Source organism: Rhizobium sp. BK181, assembly GCF_014193305.1.
In the GTDB taxonomy this organism is placed as follows: domain Bacteria; phylum Pseudomonadota; class Alphaproteobacteria; order Rhizobiales; family Rhizobiaceae; genus Rhizobium.
On record NZ_JACHZA010000002.1, the window covers coordinates 491,637 to 516,042 of the forward strand.

The window sequence follows — 24,406 nt, forward strand, 5'->3', positions numbered from 1 at the left end:
CCAGCTGGCGGTAAGCTTGGCGGCTGGATTTCAACCGCCTAAGATGCGTCACGCATTGGCGGAGGATGTCCCTTGCACGACGACGATCACGACCATCATCACCATCACGACAACCGCTACACGGACATGCAGGCGCGGGTGAGGGCGCTGGAGACTGTCCTGACAGAGAAGGGGCTGATTGATCCGGCAGCGATAGACGTGATTGTTGAGACCTACGAAACAAAGGTCGGTCCCCGCAACGGAGCGCGTGTCGTCGCGAAGGCCTGGAGCGATCTCGAATTTGCGGACTGGTTGCGGCAAGATGCGACCGCTGCGATCGCGAGTCTCGGATATGCCGGACGCCAGGGCGAGCATATGCGTGCGGTGTTCAACACCGACGACACGCACAACCTCGTCGTCTGTACGCTCTGCTCCTGTTACCCCTGGTCTGTGCTCGGCTTGCCGCCGGTGTGGTACAAGGCACCGGCCTATCGCTCGCGGGCAGTCATCGACCCGCGCGGCGTACTGGCAGAGTTCGGCGTCACATTGCCGGAGAGCAAGAAGATCCGCGTCTGGGATTCTACGGCCGAGTTGCGGTATCTCGTTGTTCCGGAGCGGCCGAACGGCACGGACGGTTGGAGCGAGGAACGACTCGCCGATCTCGTCAGCCGTGACGCGATGATTGGAACAGGTCTGGCAACTGTTCCGGAGAGTGCAAGATGAACGGCCCGCATGACCTTGGTGGCCAGATGGGCTTTGGCCCAGTCGCGCCGGAAAAGAACGAGCCGTATTTCCATGCCGAGTGGGAGAAGCGGGCGCTTGGACTTACGCTGTCCAGCGGCGCGCTTGGCGCCTGGAACATCGATGAGAGCCGCCATACGCGCGAAAGCATCCCGCCGGCCGATTACCTTGGCGCGAGCTACTACGAGATCTGGACGCGGGCGCTGGAGGTGCTGTTGCAGCGGCATGGCTTCGTCACGGCTGCGGAGATCGATGCCGGCCGCAAGCAGTCGGATGGCGCAATGCCGAAGCGGGTACTCAAAGCCGATATGGTGGCGGGTGTGCTCGCCAAAGGCGGCCCCTGTGACCGACCGGTGACAACGGCGCCCCGGTTCGCTGCCGGTGACAAGGTTCGAACCAGAAATTTCAATCCGACCACCCATACGCGGTTGCCACGTTATGCGCGCGCGAAATCGGGCGTGGTGGAAGCGGTTCAGGGCTCGTTCGTCTTTCCGGACGACAATGCCCACGGAAGGGGTGAAAACCCGCAATGGGTGTATACCGTCGTGTTCGATGGCGGCGAGATCTGGGGCGAGGGTGCCGATCCGACACTCAGCGTTTCGATTGATGCCTGGGAGAGCTATCTTGAACCAGTGTGATACACGTTCGCCGCTGGCGCGATCGCCGCGATTGCCGAAATCGGCTGACGGCGAGCCGGTTTTTCCGGAGCCCTGGGCTGCTGAGGCGTTTGCGATGACAGTCCATTTGCATGAGCGGGGGCTGTTTACCTGGAGCGAATGGGCGGACGCCTTGTCCCGGGAGCTGCATGAGCCCGGCCGGGCCGAAGACGGTAGCGACTACTTCGATTGCTGGGTGGCAGCGCTTTCGGCGCTGCTCGTCAAACTCGGCGTGGCCGACGCCGACACGATCATCGATCTGCAGCGGAGTTGGCAGCGGGCGGCCGAGGCGACACCGCACGGCAAGCCGATCGAACTTGCCAACGATCCGCTGCGCTGAGGCTCAGGACGGAAACTGCCTGTAGCATTCCTCCGCGACCTTCCTCAGCAGGTCGCGCGAGACTTCGCCGGTAACGGCATAGCCGAGTTCTCCATCGATCCAATAGAAGGTTTCGACATCGCCTGATGAGGCAAAGCGGAAACTGGTCGATTTGTTATCCGCGTTGCGCCCAACGAGCACTGTCAGGCGCTCGCCTGCCTGATCCTCGTACATGAACATCGCACCAGGACTGCCATCGACGGGCAACAAGCGGCCGCCGACCAACTTGAAGCCGAGTTCCTGCAGGTTGGGAACCTTGAGGTTCTGCACGGCAAGCCGCTTGCCCAGCCAGGTCGCAAGATGCGCTTCCTCGTTTGCAAAGACCTCCACGGGATGGCGCACTTCTCCGGCGTAGACCAGGAAAGCGGTGCGCGCTTCGTTGGGAAGTGTTTCGAGTTCAGTCAATTGCAGATCGGGCTTCTCAAGGAGTGTCGGTCCGTAATGTCCGCTCAGCGCTCCAAATCCGAAAACCACGGCTATCGCGGCTGTCATTGCCAGTCGCTTCCGCCAATTGGCAGGCTGGCTCCGACCTGTGACAAGCTGGACGTCCGCGTCCGTGGACTTCTCATAGTCAGCAAAGAGCGATCGGATCTGGGCATTTTGCACAGTCCATTCCGCCACTCTGGCGGCATCATCCGGATTGTCATCGAGCCATGCCTCGATGCGCGCGCGTCCCTCGTCTGGAAGCTGCCCGTCGGCGTAGGCATGAAGATCCGCTTCGGTCACGGTCTGGTTGATATCTTTCATTTCGGTCTCCGAAGCGTAATGACATTGTCGGCCTTCATCCGCTCTCCTATGCGCTGGCGTGCGCGCGACAGGCGCGACATGACGGTACCGATCGGGATGTCGAGCGCGATCGCAACCTCTTGGTAGGTATAGCCTTCGATGACGACCAGCATCAGCACCGAGCGGTTTTCTTCCGAAAGGCTGTTGAGCGCGTCCTCCAGCCGCGAACGTTCGAGCGGATCGGGAGCCGGATCCACCGACACGATCTCTTCGGCGCTATCGAGTTCCACGAACGGGGCACGGCCGGTCTGGCGCCGACTGTTGCGATAGAGGTTCGTCATGATCGTCAGGACCCAACCGCGCAGGTTCAAGCCCCGCCATTGTCCACGACGGGTGAGCACCTTCTCGACGCAGTCCTGCAGCAAATCCTCCCCATCCGCATCGGAGCGGGTGAGGCTACGGGAGTAGCGCCTCAGCGAGGGAAGGAGGGCCAGGATTTGGCCCTCGAACGTATCATGACCCGGTGTCTTCAAGTCCGTTCGCTCACGGCTTGACGAGATCCCAGTTGCCGCCGACGCCGTCACCGGTGATATCGCCCATCTTCTTGTCCTTGACCCAATAATACAGCGGCATGCCGTCTTTCGCCCACTGCTTGGTGCCGTCCTTCCGTTCGACGATCGAATATGCACCTTCCGGCTTCGCACCGCTAGCGGCCATGAGTGGCGGCCAGTTCTTGGCGCAATCCTCATAGCAATTCGACATGCCTTTATGGTCTTTCTTGAAGGTGTAAAGCGTCATGCCTTTTTCGCCGGCCAGGACCTTGCCTTTGGCGGTGTCGACGGTCTCGACGGGCGGGGCGGCAAAGGCAGCCGTTGCGGCAGCGGAAGCGACGGCAAATGCAACTAGCATCTTTGCGGATTTCATGGGCTCTCTCCTCACATCTTGGGCAGGCTTGATTGCCTTGCCTGACATGAGACACCACCCCCACCGGTTTTATTCCCCTATCGCCTGTCGGTGGCGCCCTTATTTTTGTGGCAGCCTTGGAAGAGCGGGAAGGGTGCCGAGACACCGTAGAGACGTGCGCCCGGATTTTCAGGGTTGCCTATGTCAGGCGAATCCTGCCAAGTCGATCCACGATGCAATTTGCTCCGCAACAAGACGAAGCCCTCAAGGCCGTTTCCACATGGCTGAAGGAGGGGCGGTCTCCGCTTTTCCGCCTGTTCGGTTATGCCGGCACGGGTAAGACGACGCTTGCGCGCCATTTCGCGGAACATGTGGACGGTGACGTGCTGTTTGCCGCCTTTACTGGCAAGGCGGCTCAGGTTCTGCGGTCGCGCGGCGCCAGCAACGCCAAGACGATTCACTCGCTGATCTATCGCCCGCGGGGCGAGGAGGCCGTCGAGGACGAAGAGACAGGCAAGACCTCCATCGCCCCGATGTTTTCCATCAACCGGCAGAGCCCGGTTGCCAAAGCGGCCCTTATTGTAGTCGACGAGTGCTCGATGGTGGATGAGGCCCTCGGCCGGGACCTGATGAGCTTCGGAACCCCGATCCTGGTGCTCGGCGATCCGGGTCAGCTTCCTCCGGTTTCTGGCGGCGGCTTCTTCACCAATCAGGAGCCGGACTATCTGCTGACGGATATTCACCGCCAGGCTCGCGACAATCCGATTATCCAGCTCGCGATGCAGGTGCGAGAAGGCAACGAAGTCGGCTATGGCGACTACGGGACAGCGCAGGTTATCTCAAAGGGCGAGGTGAACCAGTCTCTGGTGTTGGATGCTGATCAGGTCCTCGTCGGAACCAATCGGACGCGGCGCAGATACAATCAGCGTCTTCGCGAGCTGAAGGGCTTCACGACCGAGTATCCGCAAACGGGCGACAAGCTCGTTTGCCTGCGCAACGATCCGGCAAAAGGGCTGCTCAACGGCTCGCTCTGGCAGGTGATGACGTCGTCCAAGGAGACGACGAAGCCGGGGATCAACCTGCTGATCCGCCCCGAGGACGATGACATGGATCGCGGCGCGGCCAAGATCAAGCTGCTGAAGCAGGCGTTCGAGGATGGCGAGGGCGAGATTCCCTGGAACACGCGCAAGCGCTACGACGAGTTCGATTACGGCTATGCGCTAACGGTCCACAAGGCACAGGGCTCGCAGTGGAACAATGTCGTGCTGTTCGATGAAAGCTGGGCCTTCCGTGATACCCGCGAACGCTGGCTCTACACCGCCATCACGCGCGCGGCCGAAACGTTGACGATCGTGCGCTAGGTGCTTCTCCGGGTCAGATCTGGACTACACCCAACATGACAGCCTTGGCTATCGCCTGGAAACGGTTGTTGGCCCGGAACTTTTGAATGATGCCGGTTTCCAGAGAGTGTGCGTCTTCGTTCCGGAGATCGAGGGTGCGCGCAATGCGCTGCGTGGAAAGACCTGCCGCCATCAGAGCCAGGCATCGCGACTCCTGATCCGTGAGTGCCGATCCACCCTGGTTGTCGTTCAGCGGCGGATCATCGCTTGTTTCACGATCGAGCAGGTTACTCACCTGCTGCATCTGCCGGTGTAGCGTGGACATTTCAGCGCTGAGTTCGCGCTTGCGGGTGTTAAGCGCGTCGCGAAACAAGGTTTCCGCAGCTTCCTGCGTCTCTGCCTCAATCAGGTCATTCATCAGGTCTTGTATCACCGCAACCGCCATTCCGGCCTCGCGGCAAGCGTTGATGACCGCCATGCGCCTGACGTCGCCCGGCTCGTAGACGCGCATCAGGCCGATTCGGCCGGCGGAGATCAGGCCTTTCTCCTCGTAGAAGTGCAGGGTGCGATGGGTAACGCCGAAGGCATTGGCCATATCGGCTATAGGCACTCTTCCGCGGGGCAGGTCGGCGGGCAATGCCGCTGAAGGGAGGAAACGGTGCCTCGGGCGAGTTTGCGTCACGTGGTCTGAGGTGAACCCTTGATTGTAACCTTCTGCCATGGTCCCTCCCGTTGTGTTCATTATGCGACTGCATTGCAAAGGGTGTGGTTGAGTGGGGTTTCCTCTTAGCGTTCCTGTTCAGTTATCGAAGGACTTGGCGGTGTCTTCTTCGATATCGCAAGCTTACGTTACCCGTGATTGACGTATTTTGTTAGTATCAAAATTAGTGACTTTTAATTTACAGGGCAATCCGCCTTGAAAGCTTCACGAAGCGACATTGATTCGCGGCGAAAGGGGCCCTGGCGAAATATTTGGCCGTTTAATGCGCGAAGGCCGAACCGAATCTACTTGCAGCCGTTCCGCTAACGGACGAAACGCTCGCGCCATCACGGATTTGCATGCATTCATGTACGAATCTCGTTGGCCCCTGACGACTCATTGGCTTAGAAACACTTGTGCTTCGTTTCAGTGGAACCCGCTATGCCGACTACGCTTTCCGTCAATCTCAATGCCGTCGCGATGCTCCGCAACCGCCGCGATCTACCGTGGCCAAGCGTAGAAGGACTCGGGCGGATCGCGCTGCAATCCGGCGCAAGCGGTTTGACCGTGCATCCGCGCCCCGACCAGCGGCACATCCGCTTCTCCGACCTGCCGGTTATCCGCAACTTGATCGACGATGAGTTTCCGGATGCCGAGTTCAATATCGAAGGTTACCCGACTGACGAATTTCTGGAGCTCTGCGCCAGCGTTGCGCCGGAGCAGGTGACGCTGGTTCCTGATGATCCGACGCAAGCGACGTCGGATCATGGCTGGGATTTCCGCAAGCATCGGGACTTCTTGGCTGACGTGATCGGGCGGCTCAAGAAGATGGGAACGCGTGTATCGCTGTTTGCCGACGGCGACGGTGATGCGGAGGCTGTTGGGATTGCCAAGGCCGTAGGTGCTGACCGAATCGAGCTTTACACGGGTCCCTATGGCGGGTGTTACGACGCCCCGGAGCGGGCCGGACCAATCCTCGAGGCACTGGGCAAGACTGCGGACGCGGCATTGGCGATCGGCTTGGGCGTCAATGCCGGGCACGATTTGACGGTGGCGAACCTACCGCCGCTGGTAAAGCGCATTCCGAAGCTTGCCGAGGTATCCATTGGCCACGGATTGACGGCAGATGCACTTGAGTTCGGCATGGCGGAAACGGTGCGGCGGTTCTGCCGGGCGTGCGGCCAGAAGATCTAAGATCGGCAAAAGAACGAAAGCCCGCTGCGAGTTGGCAAGCGGGCTTTCTGGCCTGCCTCAAGCGATGAGCGCGGTCTTATGTGCGACGAAGAAGTCCTTGAGCGTTTCAGGCTTCTTGCCGGTCAGCTTCTCATAGTCAGCCGTTACGAGATCAAAGTTGCCGGCGCGGATGTTCGCATCGGCGGAGACGAGCATGTCGGCGACGAAATCAGGCAGGCCGGCGCCGCGCATGCCTTGGCCGAGTTGCTCGTCCGTGACGCTGACGACCTTCAATGGTTTTCCGACTGCATCGGCCAAGACGGCGGCAATCTTGTCAGCGTCCAGGGATTCTGTTCCAGTCAGCGTATAGGTCGCGCTTTGGCTGGTGTTCGAGGCAAGAGATGCGGCGATCGCACGCGCGCAGTCTTCGCGAGAAATGTTTGAAATCTTGCCTTCGCCGGTGGCCGTATACCAAGTGCCGGAGTGGAGATTGTGCGGCATCCCATGGAGATAGTTCTCCATGTACCAGGCATTGCGAATGATCGTGTAGGGGATGCCCGTCGCCTTAATCGCGTTCTCCGTGCCGAGATGGTCAGGCGCGAAGGTTACCAGCGATTTGTCCGGCGATGGCATTGACGTGTAGGCGATGTGCTTTACGCCTGCCTTGGCGGCTGCATCAACCGCTGCCTTGTGCTGCTTGAGGCGTTGACCGGGGACGGCGAGCGCGTCAGTGCTGATGATCAGCAGCCGATCGACGCCTTTGAAGGCAGCTTCGAGCGAGGCGGCGTCGTCGAAGTCGGCCCTGCGGGTGGCGACACCCTTGGCGGCAAGGTCTCCGAGCTTGGCGGTGTCGCGCGTTGCGGCGACGATGTTTGCAGCAGGAACCTTTTCGGTTTCGAGCAGATGGTGAATGATCCGCTGGCCGAGCTGGCCGGCAGCACCGGTGATGAGAATGGTCTCGCTCATGTCTTTCCTCTAGGTTCGATCAAGGTCTCAAAAAGAGACTAGCTCTAGATTAGGAATTGACTGCGAGCTGTAAAGAGGGCAGTTTTTTCGCTCTACGTTACCAAAAGGGAACCATGCATGAGCGGCGCCGTCCTCAACCTGAAGAACAAGGCTTCCGGCGTTCGTCGCGACGTCGACCTCAGCAACCTCGACTTCGACAATTGCCCGGTTCGGGACATGATGCAGCAAATCGGCGGCAAGTGGTCGACGCTGATGCTCGAGGCGCTCTCCAAGCGTCCGTATCGATTTGGAGAGCTACGGCGGATGATCCCAGACATCTCGCAGCGTATGCTGACGCAGACATTGAGAGACCTGCAGCGTGACGGTTACATCGAGCGGGAGGTTTTTCCGACCAAGCCGCCGAGCGTCGAGTATCGCATGACCGATCTTGGCCGCTCGCTTTACGGCACTCTGGCGCTACTGCTGAACTGGGCGGAAGAAAACCATGATTTGGTTCGCGCCGCCCGGCTCAGATTCGATTCAGCCGACGTCTGAAACTGTCTGCCTGCCGAAGCCTTCCGTAAGGAAGAGAAGGAAGGCGAGGGCTGGAAAGCAAAATCCGATCCATGCAGTCATTGTCCAGCCGCCGGTCGCGTAGGCCCAGCCGCCCACCGCCGATCCGATCGCGCCGCCGGTAAAGAACGTTGCCATGTAGAGGCCGTTCAGGCGGCTGCGATGCTCGGCGCTGATCGCGTAGACGGCGCGCTGGCCACAGACAAGATTGGTGGTCACTCCGAAATCGAGCAGGATAGCCGCCGCAGTCAGCAAAAGCAGGGCCGTTAGGGAGCCGTCCGTCGCGAATTGGCTGATGAGAAACGCCGACATTCCAAGCAGCATTGCCAGTGTGGAAGCCGCTCTAGTGAGCCCGCGGTCGGCGAGCCGTCCGGCGATCGGCGAGGCCACAGCGCCAGCCGCGCCAGCGAGCGCGAATAGTGCGATACCGTTCTGCGTCAGCCCAAATTGAGGGCCGGCAAGGAGTAGCGGCGTGGTGGTCCAGAAGAGGCTGAAGGCACCGAACATGCCCGCCTGATAAAGCGCGCGACGCTGGAGAACGCGGGAGTGGAGTGCAAGGTCTGCCATCGAAGCAAGCAGCTTGCCGTAGCTCAGTCGCGTGTGGGGGACACGGACCGGAAGCTTGGCTCTTAGAATGACGACGAGCACGACCATGGCGGCGGCAGTCAGGAAGTAAACCATGTGCCAGGACGTCGCCTCCGCAACGAAGCTGGCGAACGGGCGTGCCAGCATGATGCCGCAGAGTAGCCCGCTCATGACGTTACCGACGACGCGCCCCCGGATTGCGTCCGGCGCCATATGAGCAGCAAAGGGGACGAGTACCTGGACGGCAACCGAGGCGAGACCGATGCTCAATGAGGCCAAAAGAAACATTGCGGGAGTCGATGACAGACCTGCACCCACCAAGGCAACGGCGGAGACGGCGATAAGCGTCAACACGAGTCTGCGGTTTTCCAGCAGGTCGCCGAGCGGAACGATCAATAGGAGACCCAGACCGTAACCGATCTGGGTCAGCGTAACGATCAGGCCTGTTGCCGCTGGCGTGAAGCCGAGAGACGCGCTGATCGGGCCAGCGAGCGGCTGACCATAATAGAGATTCGCCGCGACAAGTCCGCACGCGGCGGCGAAAAGAAATGTCATCAATGGCGAGATCGTCTGTGGCGCGACGGTTTTTCGCGTGTTGGTCGAAAGGCTCATAGTAGGCTCCGGTGGGGCTATCGGATGTTAAAAAAGGTTGCGCGCTGAAGCGGGTCTTATTCAACCCGTTTCACGCCAGAAGTTTCATTGCAGTTGCAGCGACCGCGGCCATCTCGTCTTCGCTGGGTCCCGTTTTGCCCACCACGCGCATTCCCATGGTCAAGCAAAGGAGCGAGCGGGCGGTGGCGGCAATGTCGATGTCGCCTGAGATTGAGCCATCGCTTTGGCCGAGTCGGAGGAGATCGGCGATCAGGGCCTCGTTGCTGGCAAAGGCAGCAGCGACATGTTCGGCGGCCTTCTCGTCGAAGAGGGCGAGATCGTTCGCACTGCCGACGACCAGGCAGCCACGCAGACCGGCGGCGCCGTGCGAGGAGAGCGCGTAGTGTGTCAGGACCTCGCGGATCTTGTCGCGGCCGGTTTCGGCTTTCGCCATGCGTTCGTCCAGCAACCCGCGACGAACGGTCCGATATCGGTCGAAAGCAGCGAGGAACACGCCGCGCTTGTCCTTGAAAGCCTTGTAGACGCTGCCTGAGGCAAGGCCCATGGCTTCGGTAAGCTCACTGATCGACGCGGCCTGATAGCCACGCTCGGAAAAGACCTGCAGCGCTTTGTCGAGCGCTGCGTCGCGATCGAATTCGCGTGGTCTACCGCGTGTCCGGGTCGTCTCAGTGAAGGTCGCCATGGTCATGGCGGAATAATTAGGAAATGATCGTTTCCAAATCAAGCAAAACTTTTGGGGCGCAGCAAATCAAAGGTCAAGAACCCAGGTCTGGCCATTCTCCTCCGGACCAAACATTCGGTGTCGCTCTTCGGAGACAAGGCGAAAGCCCGCCTTCGCATAGATGCCGCGCGCCGCGTGCAGAACGTCGTTCGTCCAGAGCGATACCTGACGGTATTTCTTCGCCCTGGCGAACCGAATGCACTCGTCCACCAGCATCTTGCCGAGTCCGAGACCGCGCGCCGCCTTGTCCACGTAGAGCAGGCGAAGCTTGGCGATGCCGTCGCCGCCGTCGGTGACTAGGATAGAGCCGACGTTGATGCCTGCACGTTCTGCGATCCAACAATACTCCATTGAAGGATCGAAATTTGCCAGGAACTTGCTGGCGACCTCGGCGACAAGACCCTCGAAGCGCATGTCCCAGCCGTACTCCTCGGTATAGGCTTTTCCCTGGCTCTGAACGATCCAGCCGATATCCCCAGGCTGATGCGCTCGGACGATTAACGGAGGTGGCGACGCGTCGGAATCCAGCAGTGAACGGATGGCCGTCATGGCAGTCACGATGCTTTGGGGTTCGCCATCGACCAGCGTTGCAAAACGCTCTGCGATCTGAGCGTTGGAGCGTCGGCCAAGTTCCTCGAACTGATCGTGTCCCTTGGTGGTGACTGTGATGATCTGGCTGCGAAGGTCACTGGGATCAGGCGCCGTATCAATCAGTCCGGCGGCACGAAAGCGCTTGAGGATACGGCTGAGATAGGCGGGGTCGAGATGCAGGTCGCGCGCCAACGCGACGGCGCTGACGCCCTTGCGGGAGCCGATCTCGAAGAGCACACGCGCGTCAGTCAGCGTGAACTCGGTATCAAGATAGGCCTTGTTCAAGACCCCCAAGAAGTTTGTGTAGAAGCGATTGAAGTCGCGGGCAGCGTCGATCAAACCTGAAACAGCCATGGACAAAACCTCCGATTAGGAGATCTTGTCCTGCTTTTATTTGACTGAGTCAATTAAATTCACATTAGGCGGCGACTGTCTCGTCAACTGTTTCGTCAGCGAGCGCGAACTCGACAGCCGCCCTTGCATGGATCTCAGTGGTGTCGAAGCCGGGTAGGGGCAGCCCGTTCGGGTCGAGGATGAGGCAGATTTCCGTGCAACCGAGAATGATTCCATCTGCACCCTTGGCACGCTCCCGTTCGATGATCTGCATCAGTCTCTCGCGCGAGCTGTCTAGCACCTTGCCGGCGCAAAGCTCGTTGAAGATGATGTCGTGAACGGATGTCCGGTCGGCGGCTTCGGGAACCACGATGTCGACGCCGAGCCTCTTCATGCGATCGGCATAGAAGCCATGCTCCATTGTGTATCGGGTCGCAAGCAGCAGCGGGCGCTTGCATCCGGCTGCCTTCAGTGATTCCGCGGTCTCGTCGATGATGTGAATCAGCGGCACGGAGATGCGCGAGGCAACGTTATCAGCGATCAGGTGCATGGTGTTCGTGCAGATCAGCACGCAACGCGCGCCGGCAATTTGCAGATGCAGGGCAACGTCGCCGAGCCGGTTTGCGGCGGCGTCCCAGTCACCGGCTTTCTGCATCGAAACAATCTCGTCGAAATTGACGGAGTGCATCAACAGCTCCGCCGAAGACAGTCCGCCGAGGCGCTCGCGCACCATCTCATTGATCATGCGATAATAAACCGCCGAGCTTTCGAAGCTCATTCCGCCGATCAGTCCGATTGTTTGCATTCTGGTTATGCTCCCGTCTGGAATTTCCTATTGGCGAAATCATGCATCAATCATCGCGCAAATGGTTTGCTTTCTTTGATCCGAACTCCCCATCTGCGCTGTAGTTTTGCACAAGATAGCAATATTGTGCAAAATTAACTCGCCACTCCTGGAGGACTCAATGCTGGATGATCGCGACCGCCGAATCCTTGAATTATTGCAGGCTGATGCCGGCATTTCGGTGACGGATCTTGCTGAGAAGGTCGCTTTGTCGGTCTCGGCCTGTTCACGGCGCATCCAGCGGCTGGAGGAGAGCGGTCACATTGAACGGCGGATCGTGGTGCTCGACCGCGCGAAGATGGGCGTCCCGACGACGGTGTTTGCGTTGATCAAGACGGCACACCACACGGACGAATGGATCGAGACATTTCGCCGGGCAATCAGCGCTGTTCCCGAGATCGTCGAGGCGCACCGCCTTACAGGGAACTACGATTACATTCTGAAAATCGTACTCCCGCGCGTCGAGCACTACGACGTGATCTACAAGCAAATCGTTCGCAAGATCGAACTCTTCGACGTCTCCGCGTCCATATCGATGGAGTTGCTGAAAAGCGGAACATCGATCCCCGTGGCCTACGCGGACTGACCGCCGTCGCTACTTCTCGACCATCGCCATGAGCAGGCGAGCTATGCGGAAAGGAAGCTTGAAAGCTGCGTTGGATCAACGACATTGGCTTTGGCGAAATGACACGGAAAGGCAGGTCATGAGCGAGCAACATGTTGTCGTTGTCGGCGGTGGCTTCGGCGGATTGCAACTGGTCAACGATCTCAAGGGCGCAGGGTTTCGGATCACGCTCGTCGACCGACGCAATCATCATCTCTTCCAGCCTCTGCTGTACCAGGTGGCGACAACGATCCTTTCCACATCCGAAATCGCGTGGCCCATCCGGCATCTCTATAGCGACCGGCAGGATGTGACGACGCTGCTTGGTGAAGTCGTTAGCGTCAATACTGCCGTAAAGGAAGTTTCCTTACGTGGCGGCATGACGATGCGTTATGACACCCTCGTTCTGGCCACAGGCGCGACCCACGCCTACTTTGGGCGCGACGATTGGGAGCCGGTGGCGCCTGGGCTCAAGACACTGGAGGATGCGACGACAATTCGTCGGCGCGTGCTGCTGGCCTTCGAACGGGCCGAGACTGAAGCCGATCCTGCCGTTCGCGATGCGCTTCTGACTTTTACGATCGTCGGCGCTGGGCCGACCGGTGTCGAACTTGCCGGAATCATCGCCGAACTCGCACGTAAGACCCTGCCGCGCGAGTTTCGCAGTATCGATACGCGAAAGACGCGGGTCGTGCTTGTCGAGGCTGGGCCAAGAGTGCTTCCGACCTTCGCCGAGGAGCTTTCTACCTATGCCAGCAAGGCTCTCACTGAACTGGGCGTCGAGTTGCATATCGGCGAACGGGTTATGGAATGCACAGCAGAAGGTGTCTCGACAAGCGAGGGGTTCATCGCCAGCCGCACGATTGTCTGGGCTGCAGGCGTGCAGGCATCGCCCGCGGCCAAGTGGCTCGATGTTCCGGCAGATCGGGCGGGGCGCGTCATCGTTGGGAAGGATTTGACGGCACCAGGACTTCCGGATGTCTTTGTCGTCGGGGACACGGCGTCGGTTATTCAGGAAGGCGGTGCTCCCGTGCCTGGAATCGCACCGGCTGCGAAGCAGCAGGGCGCTTATGTCGCCAAGGTGATCCGGGCGCGCCTCGCGGCGAAGCCGGCGCCTCCGCCGTTCCGCTACCGCCATCAGGGCAGCCTTGCGACGATCGGTCAAAGTGCCGCCATCATCGATTTCGGCCGCATCAAACTGAAAGGCTGGATTGCCTGGTGGATATGGGGGATTGCCCATATCTACTTCCTGATCGGGACACGTTCGCGTTTCGCGGTGGCCTGGAGTTGGCTGTGGATCTATCTGAGTGGCCAGCATAGCGCGCGGCTGATTACGCAGAAAGAAACGATGCGCGACGACGATCGGAAATAGAAAAAGGGCGGCTCAAGGCCGCCCTTTGCGTCTTTGTCAGGCAGCCAGCGAGGCAATGTCGATGACGAAGCGGTAGCGAACGTCACTCTTTAGAACCCGTTCGTAAGCTTCGTTGACCTGCTGAATGTTGATCGTCTCGATCTCCGACACGATGTTGTGCTCGCCGCAGAAATCCAGCATTTCCTGGGTTTCCTTGATCGAGCCGATCATCGAGCCGGAAATGCTCTTGCGGCCCGGGATCAGCGAGAAGGCGTGGACAGGAATCGCGTTTTCCGGTGCGCCGACGACGACGAAGGCGCCGTCGACCTTGACCAGACCGAGATAGGCATTCCAGTCAATTTCGGCGCTGACCGTGCAGATCACCAGATCGAAGGCGCCGGCGAGCTTCTGGAACGTCGCCGGGTCGTTGGTAGCGTAGTATTCCTTGGCGCCGAGCTTGAGACCGTCTTCCTTCTTGGAGAGGGTTTGCGACAGAACGGTAATGTCAGCCCCCATGGCCGCGCCGAGCTTGACGCCCATGTGGCCGAGGCCGCCCATGCCGACGATTGCGATCTTCTTGCCGGGACCGGCATTCCAGTGACGCAGCGGCGAATAGAGCGTGATGCCGGCGCAGAGCAACGGGGCGGAAGCATCGAGCGGAAGGTTGCCCGGGATGTTCATCACGTAGCCTTCCTTGACGACGATCGAGTCGGAGTAACCGCCCTGAGTGCGCGTCTTGCCGTCGGCTTCGAATTCATTGTAGGTGCCGACGAGACCCGGCATATACTGTTCGCGATCGACGTCGCGTGTCGCACAGCCGACGCAGCTGTCGACGAAGCAGCCAACGCCGACGCGGTCGCCGACCTTGAACTTGGTCACCGCCGAGCCGACGGCGGAGACGATGCCGGCAATCTCATGGCCCGGCACGATCGGGTAAACGGCGTTCTTCCATTCGTTGCGGACGGTATGGATATCCGAATGGCAGATGCCGGCAAACTTGATGTCGATCACAACGTCATCCGGATTGGGGTCGCGTCGTTCGAACGTAAAGGGGGTAAGTGGTTTCGACGCGTCAGTGGCAGCATAGCCTTTTGCGATAGGCATCCGAGACTTCCTTTCGGGTTGCTGGGAGGATGGCCGAAGATGCATCGGATCGAGTTCCATGCGGTAGAGCAATCCTCCGCGGTTTTTGCACGATCCTGCAAAATTGAAGGGACGGGCTATTCTCGGGCGCGCGAACCTATCCTAGATACTGCGCATCCCGGCGCCGCAGATGAAGGTTTCCTCGCATGACATTGCCGTTCAATCCCTACCAGGAAATTGCTTCTATTGCCGCTCGACATGCCGGCGCCGAGGGTGAGTTCCGCACCGCCATCGAGAGCCTTGGGATCAGCCGCCGGCATACGCCGAGCGCACCCTGTCACGGCAGCTACCGGCCCTGCATTGCCATTGTTATCCAAGGGGCCAAGAGCCTCCGTCTCGGAACCGACGTCATCAACTATGGGGCAGGCGATTATCTTCTGACGTCGCTCGATCTGCCTGTCATCTGGCGCGTGGTCGAGGCGAGCGCCGAGGTTCCGCATTTTTGTCTGACGCTCGGCATCAATAGCGAAAAGGTTCTCGAATTGCTAAGTCGAGCCGATATTCCACGGCCAATAGCGCAGGGGCCGGGCCGCGGCATTGCGGTGAATGTTGCGACGCCGGAGTTTCTGGATGCGGCCGTTCGGCTGCTGCGTTTGCTCGATCGTCCAAAGGATATCGCAGCGATGGCGCCGTTGATCGAGCAGGAGATCCTCTACCGTGTGCTCACTGGGCCTGATGGCGGTCGGCTGATCAACATCGCGGTCGCCGATAGTCACGGCAACCGCATCGCGCGAGCCATTGCCTGGCTGCGGCAGCATTTCGCAAGCTCGCTGCGGATCGAGGATCTCGCCGAGCAGGTCAATATGAGCGTCTCGTCTTTCCATCATCATTTCAAGTCGATCACGGCGATGACGCCGGTGCAATATCAGAAGCAGTTGAGGCTGCATGAGGCTCGCCGTCTAATGCTGGTCGAACGCCTGGATGCCGGAACGGCGGGGCATCGGGTCGGCTATCAGAGCCCGTCGCAGTTCAGCCGCGAATACAGCCGGATCTACGGTTTGTCACCCGCGCGAGACATGGAGGCTGCGCGCGAACCGGTCGAGCGCACTTGAGCGTGCGTGGTTGATCTCGAGCGGGACGTGAACGGCCGAGATTTTTGAGTGCGTTGCAGTATGAAATTTTCCCCACAGGCCGCTTGACGCGCATGGTGGATTGCAGCATAAAGCCCGCGAACCGTACCGTACGGTACTTATTGGGAGTGAGGCCGTGGCCGTCGATAATTTGGAGCCCAGCGAGTTTTCGCCGCGCCAAAACGCAGTTCTAGAGCAGGCATTGCGGCTGCTCGTCGATGGCGGCGAAAAGGCGTTGACGACGTCGGGCGTTGCCCGTGCCGCAAACTGCTCCAAGGAAAGCCTCTATAAGTGGTTCGGCGATCGCGACGGACTGCTGTCCGCCATGATCGCCTATCAGGCCAGCAAGGTGCGCACCTTCGAGCGCAATGGCGAGCGGCTGACATCAGCCAGCCTGCACGATCACCTTGTCATCTTCGCAAAGGACCTGCTTGAGGTTCTCGCCGGTGATGTTTCGCTGGCGCTCAACCGTCTGGCCATCGGCCAGTCGCATCGCGACGGCTCCAAGCTCGGCAAGCTGCTCCTTGAGCGGGGCCGCCGCCAGATTGATCGCCGCGCCATGGGCCTGATCGACGCGGGCAAGCGCGCCGGGCTTTTGCGCTTCCATGATGCCGACGAGGCATATCACACGCTCTACGGCCTGATCGTTTCTGATCTGCATGTCCGCATGCTGCTCGGCGAGCCGGGTCTCAAGGATACCGCGCGTCAGGCGGAGAGGGCGGTTTCCGCCTTTCTGCGCCTCTACGGAACGGAAAAGGTTTTGGCGGAGATGCCGCTGGTCGGCTGATCCCACTTACAACAGTCACAGGACAAGCAAAGGGAAGGACATTCAAATGCGCGTCTATTACGATCGTGATGCAGACCTCAACCTCATCAAGTCGAAGAACGTCGTCATCGTCGGCTACGGTTCCCAGGGTCGCGCACACGCCCTGAACCTGAAGGACAGCGGCCATGCCAACGTGGCGATCGCTCTCAAGGCCGGTTCGGCAACCATCAAGAAGGCAGAAGCTGACGGCTTCAAGGTCATGACCGTTGCCGACGCCGCCAAGTGGGGCGACCTGATCATGATGGCAACGCCTGACGAACTGCAGGCCAACATCTACAAGGCCGACATCGCCGGCAACATCCGTGACGGCGCGGCTATCGCCTTCGCACACGGCCTTAACGTTCACTTCGGCCTGATCGAGCCGAAGGCTTCGCTCGACGTCGTCATGATTGCGCCGAAGGGCCCTGGTCATACGGTTCGCGGCGAATACCAGAAGGGCGGCGGCGTTCCCTGCCTCGTTGCCGTTCATCAGAACGCTTCGGGCAACGCTCTTGAACTCGCTCTCTCCTACGCTTGCGGCGTCGGCGGCGGTCGTTCGGGCATCATCGAAACCAACTTCCGCGAAGAATGCGAAACCGATCTCTTCGGCGAACAGGTCGTTCTCTGCGGCGGTCTCGTCGAGCTCATCCGCGCCGGCTTCGAAACGCTGGTTGAAGCAGGCTACGCGCCTGAGATGGCATACTTCGAGTGCCTGCACGAAGTGAAGCTCATCGTCGACCTGATCTATGAAGGCGGTATCGCCAACATGAACTACTCGATCTCGAACACGGCTGAGTGGGGCGAATACGTCACCGGCCCGCGCATCATCACGGCTGAAACCAAGGCTGAAATGAAGCGCGTCCTGCACGACATCCAGACCGGCAAGTTCACGTCCGACTGGATGCAGGAATACAAGGCTGGCGGCTCGCGCTTCAAGGGCATCCGCCGCATGAACGACAGCCACCAGATCGAAGAAGTCGGCGCCAAGCTCCGCGGCATGATGCCTTGGATCGGCAAGAACAAGCTGGTCGACAAGTCCGTCAACTAAGCGGCTTCAAACTGCTGGATCACGAAGGCCGGGACGAAAGTTCCGGCCTTTATTTTTGCGTCCGTACAGCAAGCCAGCGGGTAGGCTTTCCATCATAGCCGGTGCCGTCGCCTTCACTGATGACTATGTTATGCCAGCCTCCATTGCTCAGCATTTCCGAGAGTAGCTCCGCCGACGGATAGTTGTAGTAGCGACCGAACGCATCGTGCCCTTCGGCCTCGCCCGCCTTGAAAGTGGCGTGAAAGGTGCCGCCGGGCCGCAACGCAGTGCGGATCCGTTCCAGCACCTCGGGAAGGGTGGCTCGCGGGACGTGCACCAAGCTTGCCTCTGCCCAAACGCCATCGAATGCTTCTTCCTCGTCCAGATCCTCGAAGCGCAGGACCGCGACGGAGTGACCGAGGAGGCTTTCTGCCTGCCTGGCTATTTCCGGTGATCCGTCTGTCGGCATTACGGCGAAGCCCTTCGACAGCATATACTCGCTGTCCTGTCCTCCACCGCAACCCAGATCGAGGATCGCCGCACCGGGCGGGAGCAACGACAGAAAGGCATCGAGCCGCCGTACCGGCAGCTTGCGTTGCCGCGAGGCATAGGTTGCCGCGTTGTCGTCGTAGAATGAAGATGTACTCTCGTCTGCCATGATCGTTTGCCCGATGCGCCAAGGCCGGAGTTACACGCACAAAGTCGCCGCCTTTGAGGCAGCGCTCATCCCGTCGACATAGAAATGGCGAGTTAGACGGACCGGCGCCCGCTGACGGCGTGGTACAGCCAGAGAACAACGACAGCACCGATGACCGCGACGACGAGGCTGTAGATATTGATGCCCGTTACGCCCGATGCGCCGAAGAAACTGAAGATGACGCCGCCGACGATCGCTCCAACGATGCCGAGGACGATGTCCATCAGCATCCCCGCGCCCGACTTGTTGACGATCTTGCTGCCGATGAATCCCGCGATCAGTCCAAGGATAATCCAACTGATTACTGACATCCGCCATGTCCCTCCTTGATTGGTTGAATATTCAGACCATCTTCCCGTTTAGCTAAATAGCTCGCCGGGGAATTCAAGGTTCGTGAGAGCCTTATGCTTTCATTCTACAGTTGTTGTTCAGTGAAATGAAGAAACCAAAAAGGAGGATGGCATGGGTATCTTTGACGACGCTGTTCCAGGCGGAAATATATCGAAGCCGATCATGATTGCTCTCGGCGCGTTGCTGGTGGGCAAACTCCTCGGTGGCGGTGGCAGCCAGACGGATCCGGCTGGCCAGCAGGCCAATCCGCAAGCCAGCCCGCAGGCCGGTGACGGCGGCCTTCTCGGCGGGCTTGGGGGTCTCGGTGGCCTTGGCGGTCTTCTCGGCAAGCTGACGGAAGCCGGGCAGGGCGATACGGTGGATTCCTGGGTCCAACCCGGGCAGAACAAACCGATCGCACCGGGCAGTCTCAATAGTGCGCTCGGGTCCCAGACGATCAGCGATCTCGCACGTCAGGCGGGAATCAGCGAGCAGGAGCTGCTGAACCAATTGTCGACCGTTCTGCCTGGAGTGGTCGACAAGCTGACGCCGCGAGGCCAATTGCCGACACAAGAGCAGATCGCCGCCCTGTTCCATTCCTGAGCGCGGGACGGTCGAGCTGCAGCCTCGGAAACGACTTCCCCGCTCCCCCGACGGAAGCGGGGAACGACGGCTTTTTTCATGCCGCCCCCTTTTGCCGGCGGTTGAAGCTTCGCGCCTCTAAGAAACCGGGCGTCGCCCGGTTTCCGAAGTCTCTGGATTACTGGTGGCCGACTGCTCGCGCGCCGCTGATGACCTCAGGCGAGGATACGGCGTGTCCAGCCACGTTCATCGTTTGTGACGCCCTTCTGCAGGCCGACGAGCTCCTGACGCAACTCGCTGGTCAGCTTGCCGGTCTGTCCGTCTCCGATACGGAACTCGCCGCCGGCGTGTCGCACGAGGCCGATGCCCGCGAGGACTGCTGCAGTGCCGCAAGCGAATGCTTCCACGAGCTTGCCGCTGGCCGCATCGGCCTGCCATTCCGCGAATGAGTAGGGGCGCTGCTCGACGCGCAAGCCCTTTTCTTCGGCGAGAACTATAACCGACGCGCGCGTGATGCCCGGCAGGATCGTGCCGCCGAGAGGGGGGGTTACCACAGATCCATCGTTCATCACGAAGAATACGTTCATCCCGCCGAGTTCCTCGACCCAGCGATGTTCCGCTGCATCAAGGAACACGACCTGGTCGCACTCCTTCTTCGCCGCCTCGGCTTGTGCGACGAGGCTGGCCGCGTAGTTTCCGCCGCATTTGGCAGCACCGGTGCCGCCGGCTGCTGCTCGGGTGTACTCAGTCTCGACCCAGAGGGAAACCGCCTTTGCTCCGCCTTTGAAGTATGCACCCACCGGGGAGGCGATGATGCAGAAGATATATTCCTGAGCGGGGCGGACGCCGAGGAACGCCTCGTTGGCGAACATGAACGGGCGCAGATAGAGGCTGCCGTCGCCTGATGGAATCCATGCCTTGTCGACGCGGACAAGCTCCTCGACCGCCTTCAGGAAAAGTTCTTCCGGCACGGCAGGCATCGCCATCCTGGCCGCCGACTGCGCGAAACGACGGGCGTTCTCTTCAGGCCGGAAGAGCAGTATGCGACCATCGTCCGCCTTATAGGCTTTCATACCTTCAAAGATTTCCTGGGCGTAGTGCAGTACTGCGCTGGCAGGATCGAGTTCCAAAGGCCGCCGCGGCGTGACCTTCGCATCGTGCCAGCCTTTGTCGGGAGTCCACCGGGCCAGAACCATATGATCCGTGAAGACCTTTCCAAAGCCGGGTGTCTCCAGAGCCTGAGTTCGATCGGCTTCCGAGACCGGCGACGCGTGGAATTCGATCTTGATTTCAGGAGTATTCGACGACGCGGACATTGCTGGCACCTTCATAGCATGTTGGATAGTGGCGGCGACACTACCGCCACCGGGTGGGTCTTGAAAAGATCGATTCTGGTCGGTTCTGGCTTCTGTTTACAGAAGTGACCTTCGCTTTCCGAAATTGTCATGGCGGCAAAGAAATAGGTCAGTAATGTTGACTTATTTTTTATTGCGTGGTTCTCTCGCCTAAAGACAAAAAATTGCGAGGAAATACCGATGTTGAATTGGGAAGGCATGTTCGCGACGCGTTCTTCACGGATGCGCGCATCGGAGATTCGCGAGCTTCTGAAGCTCCTTGACCGGCCTGAGATCATTTCCTTTGCCGGCGGTATCCCGGATCCGGCGCTCTTTCCCGATCAGGAGTTCAAGGCGGCCTACGCCGATATCTTCAGCAGTTCGGCCGTGAACTCGGCGCTGCAGTATTCGGTCAGCGAAGGCTACAAGCCGCTTCGCGAGTGGCTGGTCAAGCAGATGGCTGCGCTCAGCATTCCGTGCGAGCTTGAGAACGTCTTCATCGTGTCCGGCTCGCAGCAGGGGCTGGACTATCTGGGCAAGCTTTTCCTTTCGGCTGATGACACGGCACTGGTTACTTGGCCGACCTATCTCGGCGCACTCCAGGCCTTCAACGCCTACGAGCCGACCTACGACCAGCTGACGCCGAACGGCAACCGCACGCCCGATTCCTATAAGGCGCAGGCTGCTGCGGCGGGCGGCAAGGTGAAGTTCGCCTATCTCTCCGCCGATTTTGCCAACCCGACGGGTGAAACCGTCGATCAGGCTGGACGAGAGAAGGTTCTCGTGCTGGCCGAGGATCTCGATATCGCGGTCATCGAAGACGCGGCCTACCAGTCGCTCCGTTACGACGGCACGCCGGTCGCGCCGATTCTGGCGACTGAGATCGCGAAGAAGGGGCACATCAACGATACCCGCACGATCTATTGCGGCAGCTTCTCGAAGACGCTGGCTCCCGGTCTTCGCGTCGGCTTCATCGTTGCAAATGCTCCCGTCATCCGCAAACTGGTGCTGATGAAGCAGGCGGCTGACCTGCACTCCTCGACGATCAATCAAATGGCAATCGCCCGCGTCGCGGAACGCGGTTTCGATGCGCAGGTCGCGAAGATCACGTCGGTCTATAGCCACCGCCGCAATGTCATGCTGGCGGCGCTGGAGAAATACATGCCGGCCGGCACGAGCTGGACCAAGCCGGAAGGCGGCATGTTCATCTGGGTAACGCTACCTGATGGCATGGATGGCGCGAAGCTGCTCGCCAAGTCGCTGGAAACAGCCAAGGTCGCGTTCGTCCCCGGCAAGGCATTCTTCGCCGACGGTTCGGGAGAGAACACCTTCCGCGTCAGCTTCTCCTGCGCCAACGATCAGATGATCGAGGAGGGAATCAGCCGCCTCGGGGCGCTCATCACCGGGGAAATCGGCGGCTGATTGGCCTCGGACTTTCGGAACCAACTACCGATTTAGGTGCGGGCCGAACAATTCCAGATCGGCCTCACTCAGCCTGTCGCTTGCCGTATTGAGCTGGTGCCAATACGGATAGAGCACAGGCGGCAGGCTGACGGCATCGAGGCGCTTGCGCTCGTCTTCGGTCAGCTTCAGTTCAGCCGCGGCCAGATTGTCCTTGAACTGGGCTTCGGTGCGACCACCGATGATCACCGAGGTCACCGCCTTGCGACCGATCAGCCAGGCAAGCGCCACTTGGGCTGCCGAGGCGCCACGTTCTTCGGCGATCGCCACCAGCGTTTCGACGATATTCCAGAGGCGGTTTTCGTCACGAATCGGCGGCTCGGTCCACCCGGCGAATTGACGCGACCCTTCAGGGGCGGTCTGGTTGCGGCGATGCTTGCCGGAGAGCAGGCCGGCAGCCAGCGGGCTCCAGACGAGCACGCCGAGCCCCTGGTCGACGCTGATTGGAAGCAGTTCGTATTCCGCGTCGCGTGCTTCGAGGGTGTAGTGGATCTGCTGGCTGACGAACCGCTCCCGCTTTTCCCTTTCGCTGACACCAAGCGCTTTCATGATGTGCCAGCCTGAGAAATTCGAGCAGCCGACATAGCGGACCTTGCCGTGGCGGACGAGTGTGTCGAGCGCTTCCATGGTTTCTTCGAGAGGCGTCTTTCCGTCCCATTCGTGAAGCTGGTACAGGTCAATGACGTCGGTCTTCATGCGCCGGAGGCTCGCTTCGCAGGCGCTGATGAGATGATAGCGCGACGAGCCCGTATCGTTCGGCCCGTCTCCCATGCGAAAGCGTGCCTTGGTCGCGATCAGCACGCCGTTCTTGCGCGGCCCTCCGATGATCTCGCCGAGAATTTCCTCGCAAACGCCCTGCGAGTAGACGTCGGCCGTATCGATGAGGTTGACGCCGGCGTCGAGACATAGGTCGACAAGCCTGCGCGCTTCGGCGACTCCGAGATCACCAACCATCTTCGCCCAACCTTGGCCGCCGAACGTCATCGTGCCCATTGTCACGGTCGAAATCTTGAGGCCGGAGCGGCCGAGAAGCCGGTATTCCATATGCGTCCTCCTCCCAAAGGCTTGAGCCAAAACGTGCGTTAGAAGATAGGTGCGGGGCAGGCGGGTCAAGGGCCAGATTGCACGTCAGCGTCGCGAAGCAGACTGTCACAATCATGTTATCCGAGATGGCTAAGGATCGGCTCTCCCATCACCGAGGATCCACCATGAAGACGATCGTTTCCGCCGCCGCGCTGCTCGCAGCGACCTTGCTTGCAATTCCGGCATCAGCCGCAAATCTCGTTCTCTACACCAGCCAGCCGAATGAAGATGCGCAAGCGACTGTCGACGGCTTCATGGCGGCCAATCCCGACCTCAAGGTAGACTGGGTGCGTGACGGCACGCCGAAGATCATGGCAAAGCTGCAGGCTGAAATCGAGGCCGGCAATCCGGTTGCTGACGTGTTGTTGATCGCAGACACGGTCACGCTCGAGCGCCTGAAGGAAGCCGGCAAGCTACTGGCCTATAAGTCGCCGGAAGCTGCCAGCTACGACGCCGCACTCTATGACGCTGACGGCTACTACTATTCGACCAAGCTGATCACCACCGGCATCGTCTACAACACTTCTGCCGCGTTCAAGCCGACGAGCTGGAAGGATCTGACGAAGGCCGAAGCCAAGGGCCTCGTGACTATGCCGAGCCCGCTGACGTCGGGCGCGGCCCTGATTCACGCACAGACGCTGGCCGGTGTCGACGGCCTCGGCTGGGACTTCTACAAGGATCTCGCCGCCAATGGCGCGACGGCGGCCGGTGGCAACGGTGCGGTGCTCAAGTCGGTCGCCGCGGGCGAAAAGGCCTTCGGTATGATCGTCGACTACATGCCGATCCGCGAAAAGGCCAAGGGCGCGCCGGTCGAGTTCGTCTTCCCGACGGAAGGCGTCTCCGCGGTAACGGAGCCGGTGGGTATTCTCGCAAGCTCGAAGAATGCCGATGCGGCGAAGAAATTCGTTGACTACGTCCTTTCCGAAAAGGGGCAGGAAGGGTTCCTCAAGCTCGGCTACATCCCGGCTCGCAACGGTATGAAGCTGCCGGAGGGTTTTCCGGCTCGTGAGAGCATCACGCTGCTGCCGATCAATGCCGCCGAGGCGCTGAAAGACACCGATCGGGACCTCAAGACCTTCTCCGGCATCTACGGCTCGAACTGATCGTCGCCAGAACGC

The 24,406-nt window shown here is 60.0% G+C and carries 28 protein-coding genes; 14 read left to right on the forward strand and 14 right to left on the reverse strand.

Annotated elements, in window-relative coordinates:
- Positions 1-72 precede the first annotated feature (72 nt).
- From nthA to FHT77_RS09785, 3 genes are read left to right on the forward strand one after another with little or no spacing between them, the layout of a single operon-like run.
- The gene (nthA, locus tag FHT77_RS09775) at positions 73-702 is read left to right on the forward strand and encodes a nitrile hydratase subunit alpha (protein ID WP_183754669.1); all 630 of its coding nucleotides are present in this window, start codon (positions 73-75) and stop codon (positions 700-702) included.
- Complete coding sequence (nthB, locus tag FHT77_RS09780) at positions 699-1,358, forward strand: nitrile hydratase subunit beta (RefSeq protein ID WP_183754671.1); 660 nt, start codon at positions 699-701, stop codon at positions 1,356-1,358. The genes nthA and nthB overlap by 4 nt, the downstream gene beginning before the upstream one ends.
- Entirely contained in the window at positions 1,327-1,716 is a 390-nt protein-coding gene (locus FHT77_RS09785; protein WP_409527439.1) for a nitrile hydratase accessory protein, read from the forward strand. Before nthB ends, FHT77_RS09785 begins: the two co-directional genes overlap by 32 nt.
- A gap of 3 nt (positions 1,717-1,719) precedes the next feature.
- On the opposite strand, the gene FHT77_RS09790 is transcribed toward FHT77_RS09785, so the two are convergent.
- From FHT77_RS09790 to FHT77_RS09800, 3 genes are read right to left on the reverse strand one after another with little or no spacing between them, the layout of a single operon-like run.
- Complete coding sequence (locus tag FHT77_RS09790; protein ID WP_183754675.1) at positions 1,720-2,502, reverse strand: anti-sigma factor family protein; 783 nt, start codon at positions 2,500-2,502, stop codon at positions 1,720-1,722.
- Positions 2,499-3,014: an RNA polymerase sigma factor gene (locus FHT77_RS09795; RefSeq protein ID WP_183754677.1), complete on the reverse strand. Its 516-nt coding sequence runs from the start codon at positions 3,012-3,014 to the stop codon at positions 2,499-2,501. The genes FHT77_RS09790 and FHT77_RS09795 overlap by 4 nt, the downstream gene beginning before the upstream one ends.
- A gap of 10 nt (positions 3,015-3,024) precedes the next feature.
- Positions 3,025-3,405, reverse strand: coding sequence for a lipoprotein (locus FHT77_RS09800; RefSeq protein WP_016554447.1), 381 nt, complete (start codon positions 3,403-3,405; stop codon positions 3,025-3,027).
- Between the two features lie 212 nt (positions 3,406-3,617).
- Between FHT77_RS09800 and FHT77_RS09805 the strand changes: the two genes are divergently transcribed.
- Positions 3,618-4,745, forward strand: a complete 1,128-nt coding sequence (locus tag FHT77_RS09805; RefSeq protein WP_183754679.1) for an ATP-dependent RecD-like DNA helicase — start codon at positions 3,618-3,620, stop codon at positions 4,743-4,745.
- Positions 4,746-4,758: 13 nt separating this feature from the next.
- On the opposite strand, the gene FHT77_RS09810 is transcribed toward FHT77_RS09805, so the two are convergent.
- Entirely contained in the window at positions 4,759-5,445 is a 687-nt protein-coding gene (locus tag FHT77_RS09810; RefSeq protein WP_183754681.1) for a MerR family transcriptional regulator, read from the reverse strand.
- Between the two features lie 420 nt (positions 5,446-5,865).
- Between FHT77_RS09810 and FHT77_RS09815 the strand changes: the two genes are divergently transcribed.
- Positions 5,866-6,618: a pyridoxine 5'-phosphate synthase gene (locus FHT77_RS09815; RefSeq protein ID WP_183754683.1), complete on the forward strand. Its 753-nt coding sequence runs from the start codon at positions 5,866-5,868 to the stop codon at positions 6,616-6,618.
- Positions 6,619-6,675: 57 nt separating this feature from the next.
- Here FHT77_RS09815 and FHT77_RS09820 read toward each other — a convergent pair whose 3' ends face one another.
- Positions 6,676-7,563 carry an SDR family oxidoreductase gene (locus FHT77_RS09820; protein ID WP_183754685.1) on the reverse strand — a complete coding sequence of 296 codons (888 nt, stop codon included), beginning with the start codon at positions 7,561-7,563 and terminating at the stop codon, positions 6,676-6,678.
- Between the two features lie 117 nt (positions 7,564-7,680).
- Here FHT77_RS09820 and FHT77_RS09825 point away from each other — a divergent pair, with 117 nt between their 5' ends.
- A complete protein-coding gene (locus tag FHT77_RS09825) occupies positions 7,681-8,097 on the forward strand; it encodes a winged helix-turn-helix transcriptional regulator (RefSeq protein WP_183754687.1) in 417 nt (138 codons plus the stop codon).
- Here the strand turns inward: FHT77_RS09825 and FHT77_RS09830 are convergent.
- The 4 genes from FHT77_RS09830 to FHT77_RS09845 all read right to left on the reverse strand — a co-directional run bounded on the left by FHT77_RS09830 (position 8,083) and on the right by FHT77_RS09845 (position 11,762).
- Positions 8,083-9,312 carry an MFS transporter gene (locus FHT77_RS09830; RefSeq protein WP_183754688.1) on the reverse strand — a complete coding sequence of 410 codons (1,230 nt, stop codon included), beginning with the start codon at positions 9,310-9,312 and terminating at the stop codon, positions 8,083-8,085. The genes FHT77_RS09825 and FHT77_RS09830 overlap by 15 nt on opposite strands.
- 70 nt (positions 9,313-9,382) lie before the next feature.
- Positions 9,383-10,000, reverse strand: a complete 618-nt coding sequence (locus FHT77_RS09835) for a TetR/AcrR family transcriptional regulator (RefSeq protein ID WP_183754690.1) — start codon at positions 9,998-10,000, stop codon at positions 9,383-9,385.
- Positions 10,001-10,060: 60 nt separating this feature from the next.
- On the reverse strand, positions 10,061-10,978 hold the full coding sequence (locus FHT77_RS09840; protein ID WP_183754692.1) for a bifunctional helix-turn-helix transcriptional regulator/GNAT family N-acetyltransferase: 918 nt from the start codon (positions 10,976-10,978) through the stop codon (positions 10,061-10,063).
- A 64-nt stretch (positions 10,979-11,042) separates the two neighbouring features.
- Positions 11,043-11,762 (reverse strand): aspartate/glutamate racemase family protein, encoded by a 720-nt coding sequence (locus tag FHT77_RS09845; RefSeq protein WP_183754694.1) that lies wholly within the window; start codon positions 11,760-11,762, stop codon positions 11,043-11,045.
- A 160-nt stretch (positions 11,763-11,922) separates the two neighbouring features.
- Here FHT77_RS09845 and FHT77_RS09850 point away from each other — a divergent pair, with 160 nt between their 5' ends.
- Both FHT77_RS09850 and FHT77_RS09855 read left to right on the forward strand, forming a co-directional pair.
- Positions 11,923-12,387 carry an Lrp/AsnC family transcriptional regulator gene (locus tag FHT77_RS09850; RefSeq protein WP_183754696.1) on the forward strand — a complete coding sequence of 155 codons (465 nt, stop codon included), beginning with the start codon at positions 11,923-11,925 and terminating at the stop codon, positions 12,385-12,387.
- Between the two features lie 118 nt (positions 12,388-12,505).
- A complete protein-coding gene (locus tag FHT77_RS09855; RefSeq protein ID WP_183754698.1) occupies positions 12,506-13,777 on the forward strand; it encodes an NAD(P)/FAD-dependent oxidoreductase in 1,272 nt (423 codons plus the stop codon).
- A gap of 36 nt (positions 13,778-13,813) precedes the next feature.
- Here the strand turns inward: FHT77_RS09855 and FHT77_RS09860 are convergent, their stop codons facing one another.
- A complete protein-coding gene (locus FHT77_RS09860; protein ID WP_183754700.1) occupies positions 13,814-14,860 on the reverse strand; it encodes an NAD(P)-dependent alcohol dehydrogenase in 1,047 nt (348 codons plus the stop codon).
- A gap of 185 nt (positions 14,861-15,045) precedes the next feature.
- Here FHT77_RS09860 and FHT77_RS09865 point away from each other — a divergent pair, with 185 nt between their 5' ends.
- The 3 genes from FHT77_RS09865 (at position 15,046) to ilvC (ending at position 17,822) form a co-directional block, all read left to right on the forward strand.
- Positions 15,046-15,951 carry an AraC family transcriptional regulator gene (locus FHT77_RS09865; protein WP_183754702.1) on the forward strand — a complete coding sequence of 302 codons (906 nt, stop codon included), beginning with the start codon at positions 15,046-15,048 and terminating at the stop codon, positions 15,949-15,951.
- Between the two features lie 154 nt (positions 15,952-16,105).
- Entirely contained in the window at positions 16,106-16,756 is a 651-nt protein-coding gene (locus FHT77_RS09870; RefSeq protein WP_405049309.1) for a TetR/AcrR family transcriptional regulator C-terminal domain-containing protein, read from the forward strand.
- Between the two features lie 46 nt (positions 16,757-16,802).
- The gene (ilvC, locus tag FHT77_RS09875) at positions 16,803-17,822 is read left to right on the forward strand and encodes a ketol-acid reductoisomerase (RefSeq protein ID WP_183754704.1); all 1,020 of its coding nucleotides are present in this window, start codon (positions 16,803-16,805) and stop codon (positions 17,820-17,822) included.
- Positions 17,823-17,871: 49 nt separating this feature from the next.
- On the opposite strand, the gene FHT77_RS09880 is transcribed toward ilvC, so the two are convergent.
- Positions 17,872-18,459 (reverse strand): bifunctional 2-polyprenyl-6-hydroxyphenol methylase/3-demethylubiquinol 3-O-methyltransferase UbiG, encoded by a 588-nt coding sequence (locus tag FHT77_RS09880; RefSeq protein WP_183754706.1) that lies wholly within the window; start codon positions 18,457-18,459, stop codon positions 17,872-17,874.
- A 92-nt stretch (positions 18,460-18,551) separates the two neighbouring features.
- Positions 18,552-18,809, reverse strand: coding sequence for a GlsB/YeaQ/YmgE family stress response membrane protein (locus FHT77_RS09885; protein WP_183754708.1), 258 nt, complete (start codon positions 18,807-18,809; stop codon positions 18,552-18,554).
- A gap of 151 nt (positions 18,810-18,960) precedes the next feature.
- Between FHT77_RS09885 and FHT77_RS09890 the strand changes: the two genes are divergently transcribed.
- Positions 18,961-19,431, forward strand: a complete 471-nt coding sequence (locus FHT77_RS09890) for a YidB family protein (protein ID WP_183754710.1) — start codon at positions 18,961-18,963, stop codon at positions 19,429-19,431.
- 194 nt (positions 19,432-19,625) lie between these two features.
- On the opposite strand, the gene FHT77_RS09895 is transcribed toward FHT77_RS09890, so the two are convergent.
- A complete protein-coding gene (locus FHT77_RS09895; protein WP_183754712.1) occupies positions 19,626-20,726 on the reverse strand; it encodes a branched-chain amino acid aminotransferase in 1,101 nt (366 codons plus the stop codon).
- A 219-nt stretch (positions 20,727-20,945) separates the two neighbouring features.
- On the opposite strand from FHT77_RS09895, the gene FHT77_RS09900 reads away from it, so the two are divergent.
- Positions 20,946-22,166 carry a PLP-dependent aminotransferase family protein gene (locus FHT77_RS09900; RefSeq protein WP_183754714.1) on the forward strand — a complete coding sequence of 407 codons (1,221 nt, stop codon included), beginning with the start codon at positions 20,946-20,948 and terminating at the stop codon, positions 22,164-22,166.
- 24 nt (positions 22,167-22,190) lie between these two features.
- Here the strand turns inward: FHT77_RS09900 and FHT77_RS09905 are convergent, their stop codons facing one another.
- Positions 22,191-23,249: an aldo/keto reductase gene (locus tag FHT77_RS09905; RefSeq protein ID WP_183754716.1), complete on the reverse strand. Its 1,059-nt coding sequence runs from the start codon at positions 23,247-23,249 to the stop codon at positions 22,191-22,193.
- A 164-nt stretch (positions 23,250-23,413) separates the two neighbouring features.
- On the opposite strand from FHT77_RS09905, the gene FHT77_RS09910 reads away from it, so the two are divergent.
- Positions 23,414-24,391 carry an ABC transporter substrate-binding protein gene (locus FHT77_RS09910; RefSeq protein WP_183754718.1) on the forward strand — a complete coding sequence of 326 codons (978 nt, stop codon included), beginning with the start codon at positions 23,414-23,416 and terminating at the stop codon, positions 24,389-24,391.
- The last annotated feature ends 15 nt before the right edge of the window (positions 24,392-24,406 follow it).

Excerpts from the sequence above, each read along its gene's own strand:
- nthB (WP_183754671.1), top strand. The coding sequence starts at position 699 with ATGAACGGCCCGCATGACCTTGGTGGCCAGATGGGCTTTGGCCCAGTC.
- FHT77_RS09785 (WP_409527439.1), top strand. The coding sequence starts at position 1,327 with ATGCCTGGGAGAGCTATCTTGAACCAGTGTGATACACGTTCGCCGCTG.
- FHT77_RS09790 (WP_183754675.1), bottom strand. The coding sequence starts at position 2,502 with ATGAAAGATATCAACCAGACCGTGACCGAAGCGGATCTTCATGCCTAC.
- FHT77_RS09800 (WP_016554447.1), bottom strand. The coding sequence starts at position 3,405 with ATGAAATCCGCAAAGATGCTAGTTGCATTTGCCGTCGCTTCCGCTGCC.
- FHT77_RS09805 (WP_183754679.1), top strand. The coding sequence starts at position 3,618 with ATGCAATTTGCTCCGCAACAAGACGAAGCCCTCAAGGCCGTTTCCACA.
- FHT77_RS09810 (WP_183754681.1), bottom strand. The coding sequence starts at position 5,445 with ATGGCAGAAGGTTACAATCAAGGGTTCACCTCAGACCACGTGACGCAA.
- FHT77_RS09815 (WP_183754683.1), top strand. The coding sequence starts at position 5,866 with ATGCCGACTACGCTTTCCGTCAATCTCAATGCCGTCGCGATGCTCCGC.
- FHT77_RS09820 (WP_183754685.1), bottom strand. The coding sequence starts at position 7,563 with ATGAGCGAGACCATTCTCATCACCGGTGCTGCCGGCCAGCTCGGCCAG.
- FHT77_RS09825 (WP_183754687.1), top strand. The coding sequence starts at position 7,681 with ATGAGCGGCGCCGTCCTCAACCTGAAGAACAAGGCTTCCGGCGTTCGT.
- FHT77_RS09830 (WP_183754688.1), bottom strand. The coding sequence starts at position 9,312 with ATGAGCCTTTCGACCAACACGCGAAAAACCGTCGCGCCACAGACGATC.
- FHT77_RS09835 (WP_183754690.1), bottom strand. The coding sequence starts at position 10,000 with ATGACCATGGCGACCTTCACTGAGACGACCCGGACACGCGGTAGACCA.
- FHT77_RS09840 (WP_183754692.1), bottom strand. The coding sequence starts at position 10,978 with ATGGCTGTTTCAGGTTTGATCGACGCTGCCCGCGACTTCAATCGCTTC.
- FHT77_RS09845 (WP_183754694.1), bottom strand. The coding sequence starts at position 11,762 with ATGCAAACAATCGGACTGATCGGCGGAATGAGCTTCGAAAGCTCGGCG.
- FHT77_RS09850 (WP_183754696.1), top strand. The coding sequence starts at position 11,923 with ATGCTGGATGATCGCGACCGCCGAATCCTTGAATTATTGCAGGCTGAT.
- FHT77_RS09855 (WP_183754698.1), top strand. The coding sequence starts at position 12,506 with ATGAGCGAGCAACATGTTGTCGTTGTCGGCGGTGGCTTCGGCGGATTG.
- FHT77_RS09860 (WP_183754700.1), bottom strand. The coding sequence starts at position 14,860 with ATGCCTATCGCAAAAGGCTATGCTGCCACTGACGCGTCGAAACCACTT.
- FHT77_RS09865 (WP_183754702.1), top strand. The coding sequence starts at position 15,046 with ATGACATTGCCGTTCAATCCCTACCAGGAAATTGCTTCTATTGCCGCT.
- ilvC (WP_183754704.1), top strand. The coding sequence starts at position 16,803 with ATGCGCGTCTATTACGATCGTGATGCAGACCTCAACCTCATCAAGTCG.
- FHT77_RS09880 (WP_183754706.1), bottom strand. The coding sequence starts at position 18,459 with ATGGCAGACGAGAGTACATCTTCATTCTACGACGACAACGCGGCAACC.
- FHT77_RS09885 (WP_183754708.1), bottom strand. The coding sequence starts at position 18,809 with ATGTCAGTAATCAGTTGGATTATCCTTGGACTGATCGCGGGATTCATC.
- FHT77_RS09890 (WP_183754710.1), top strand. The coding sequence starts at position 18,961 with ATGGGTATCTTTGACGACGCTGTTCCAGGCGGAAATATATCGAAGCCG.
- FHT77_RS09895 (WP_183754712.1), bottom strand. The coding sequence starts at position 20,726 with ATGTCCGCGTCGTCGAATACTCCTGAAATCAAGATCGAATTCCACGCG.
- FHT77_RS09900 (WP_183754714.1), top strand. The coding sequence starts at position 20,946 with ATGTTGAATTGGGAAGGCATGTTCGCGACGCGTTCTTCACGGATGCGC.
- FHT77_RS09905 (WP_183754716.1), bottom strand. The coding sequence starts at position 23,249 with ATGGAATACCGGCTTCTCGGCCGCTCCGGCCTCAAGATTTCGACCGTG.
- FHT77_RS09910 (WP_183754718.1), top strand. The coding sequence starts at position 23,414 with ATGAAGACGATCGTTTCCGCCGCCGCGCTGCTCGCAGCGACCTTGCTT.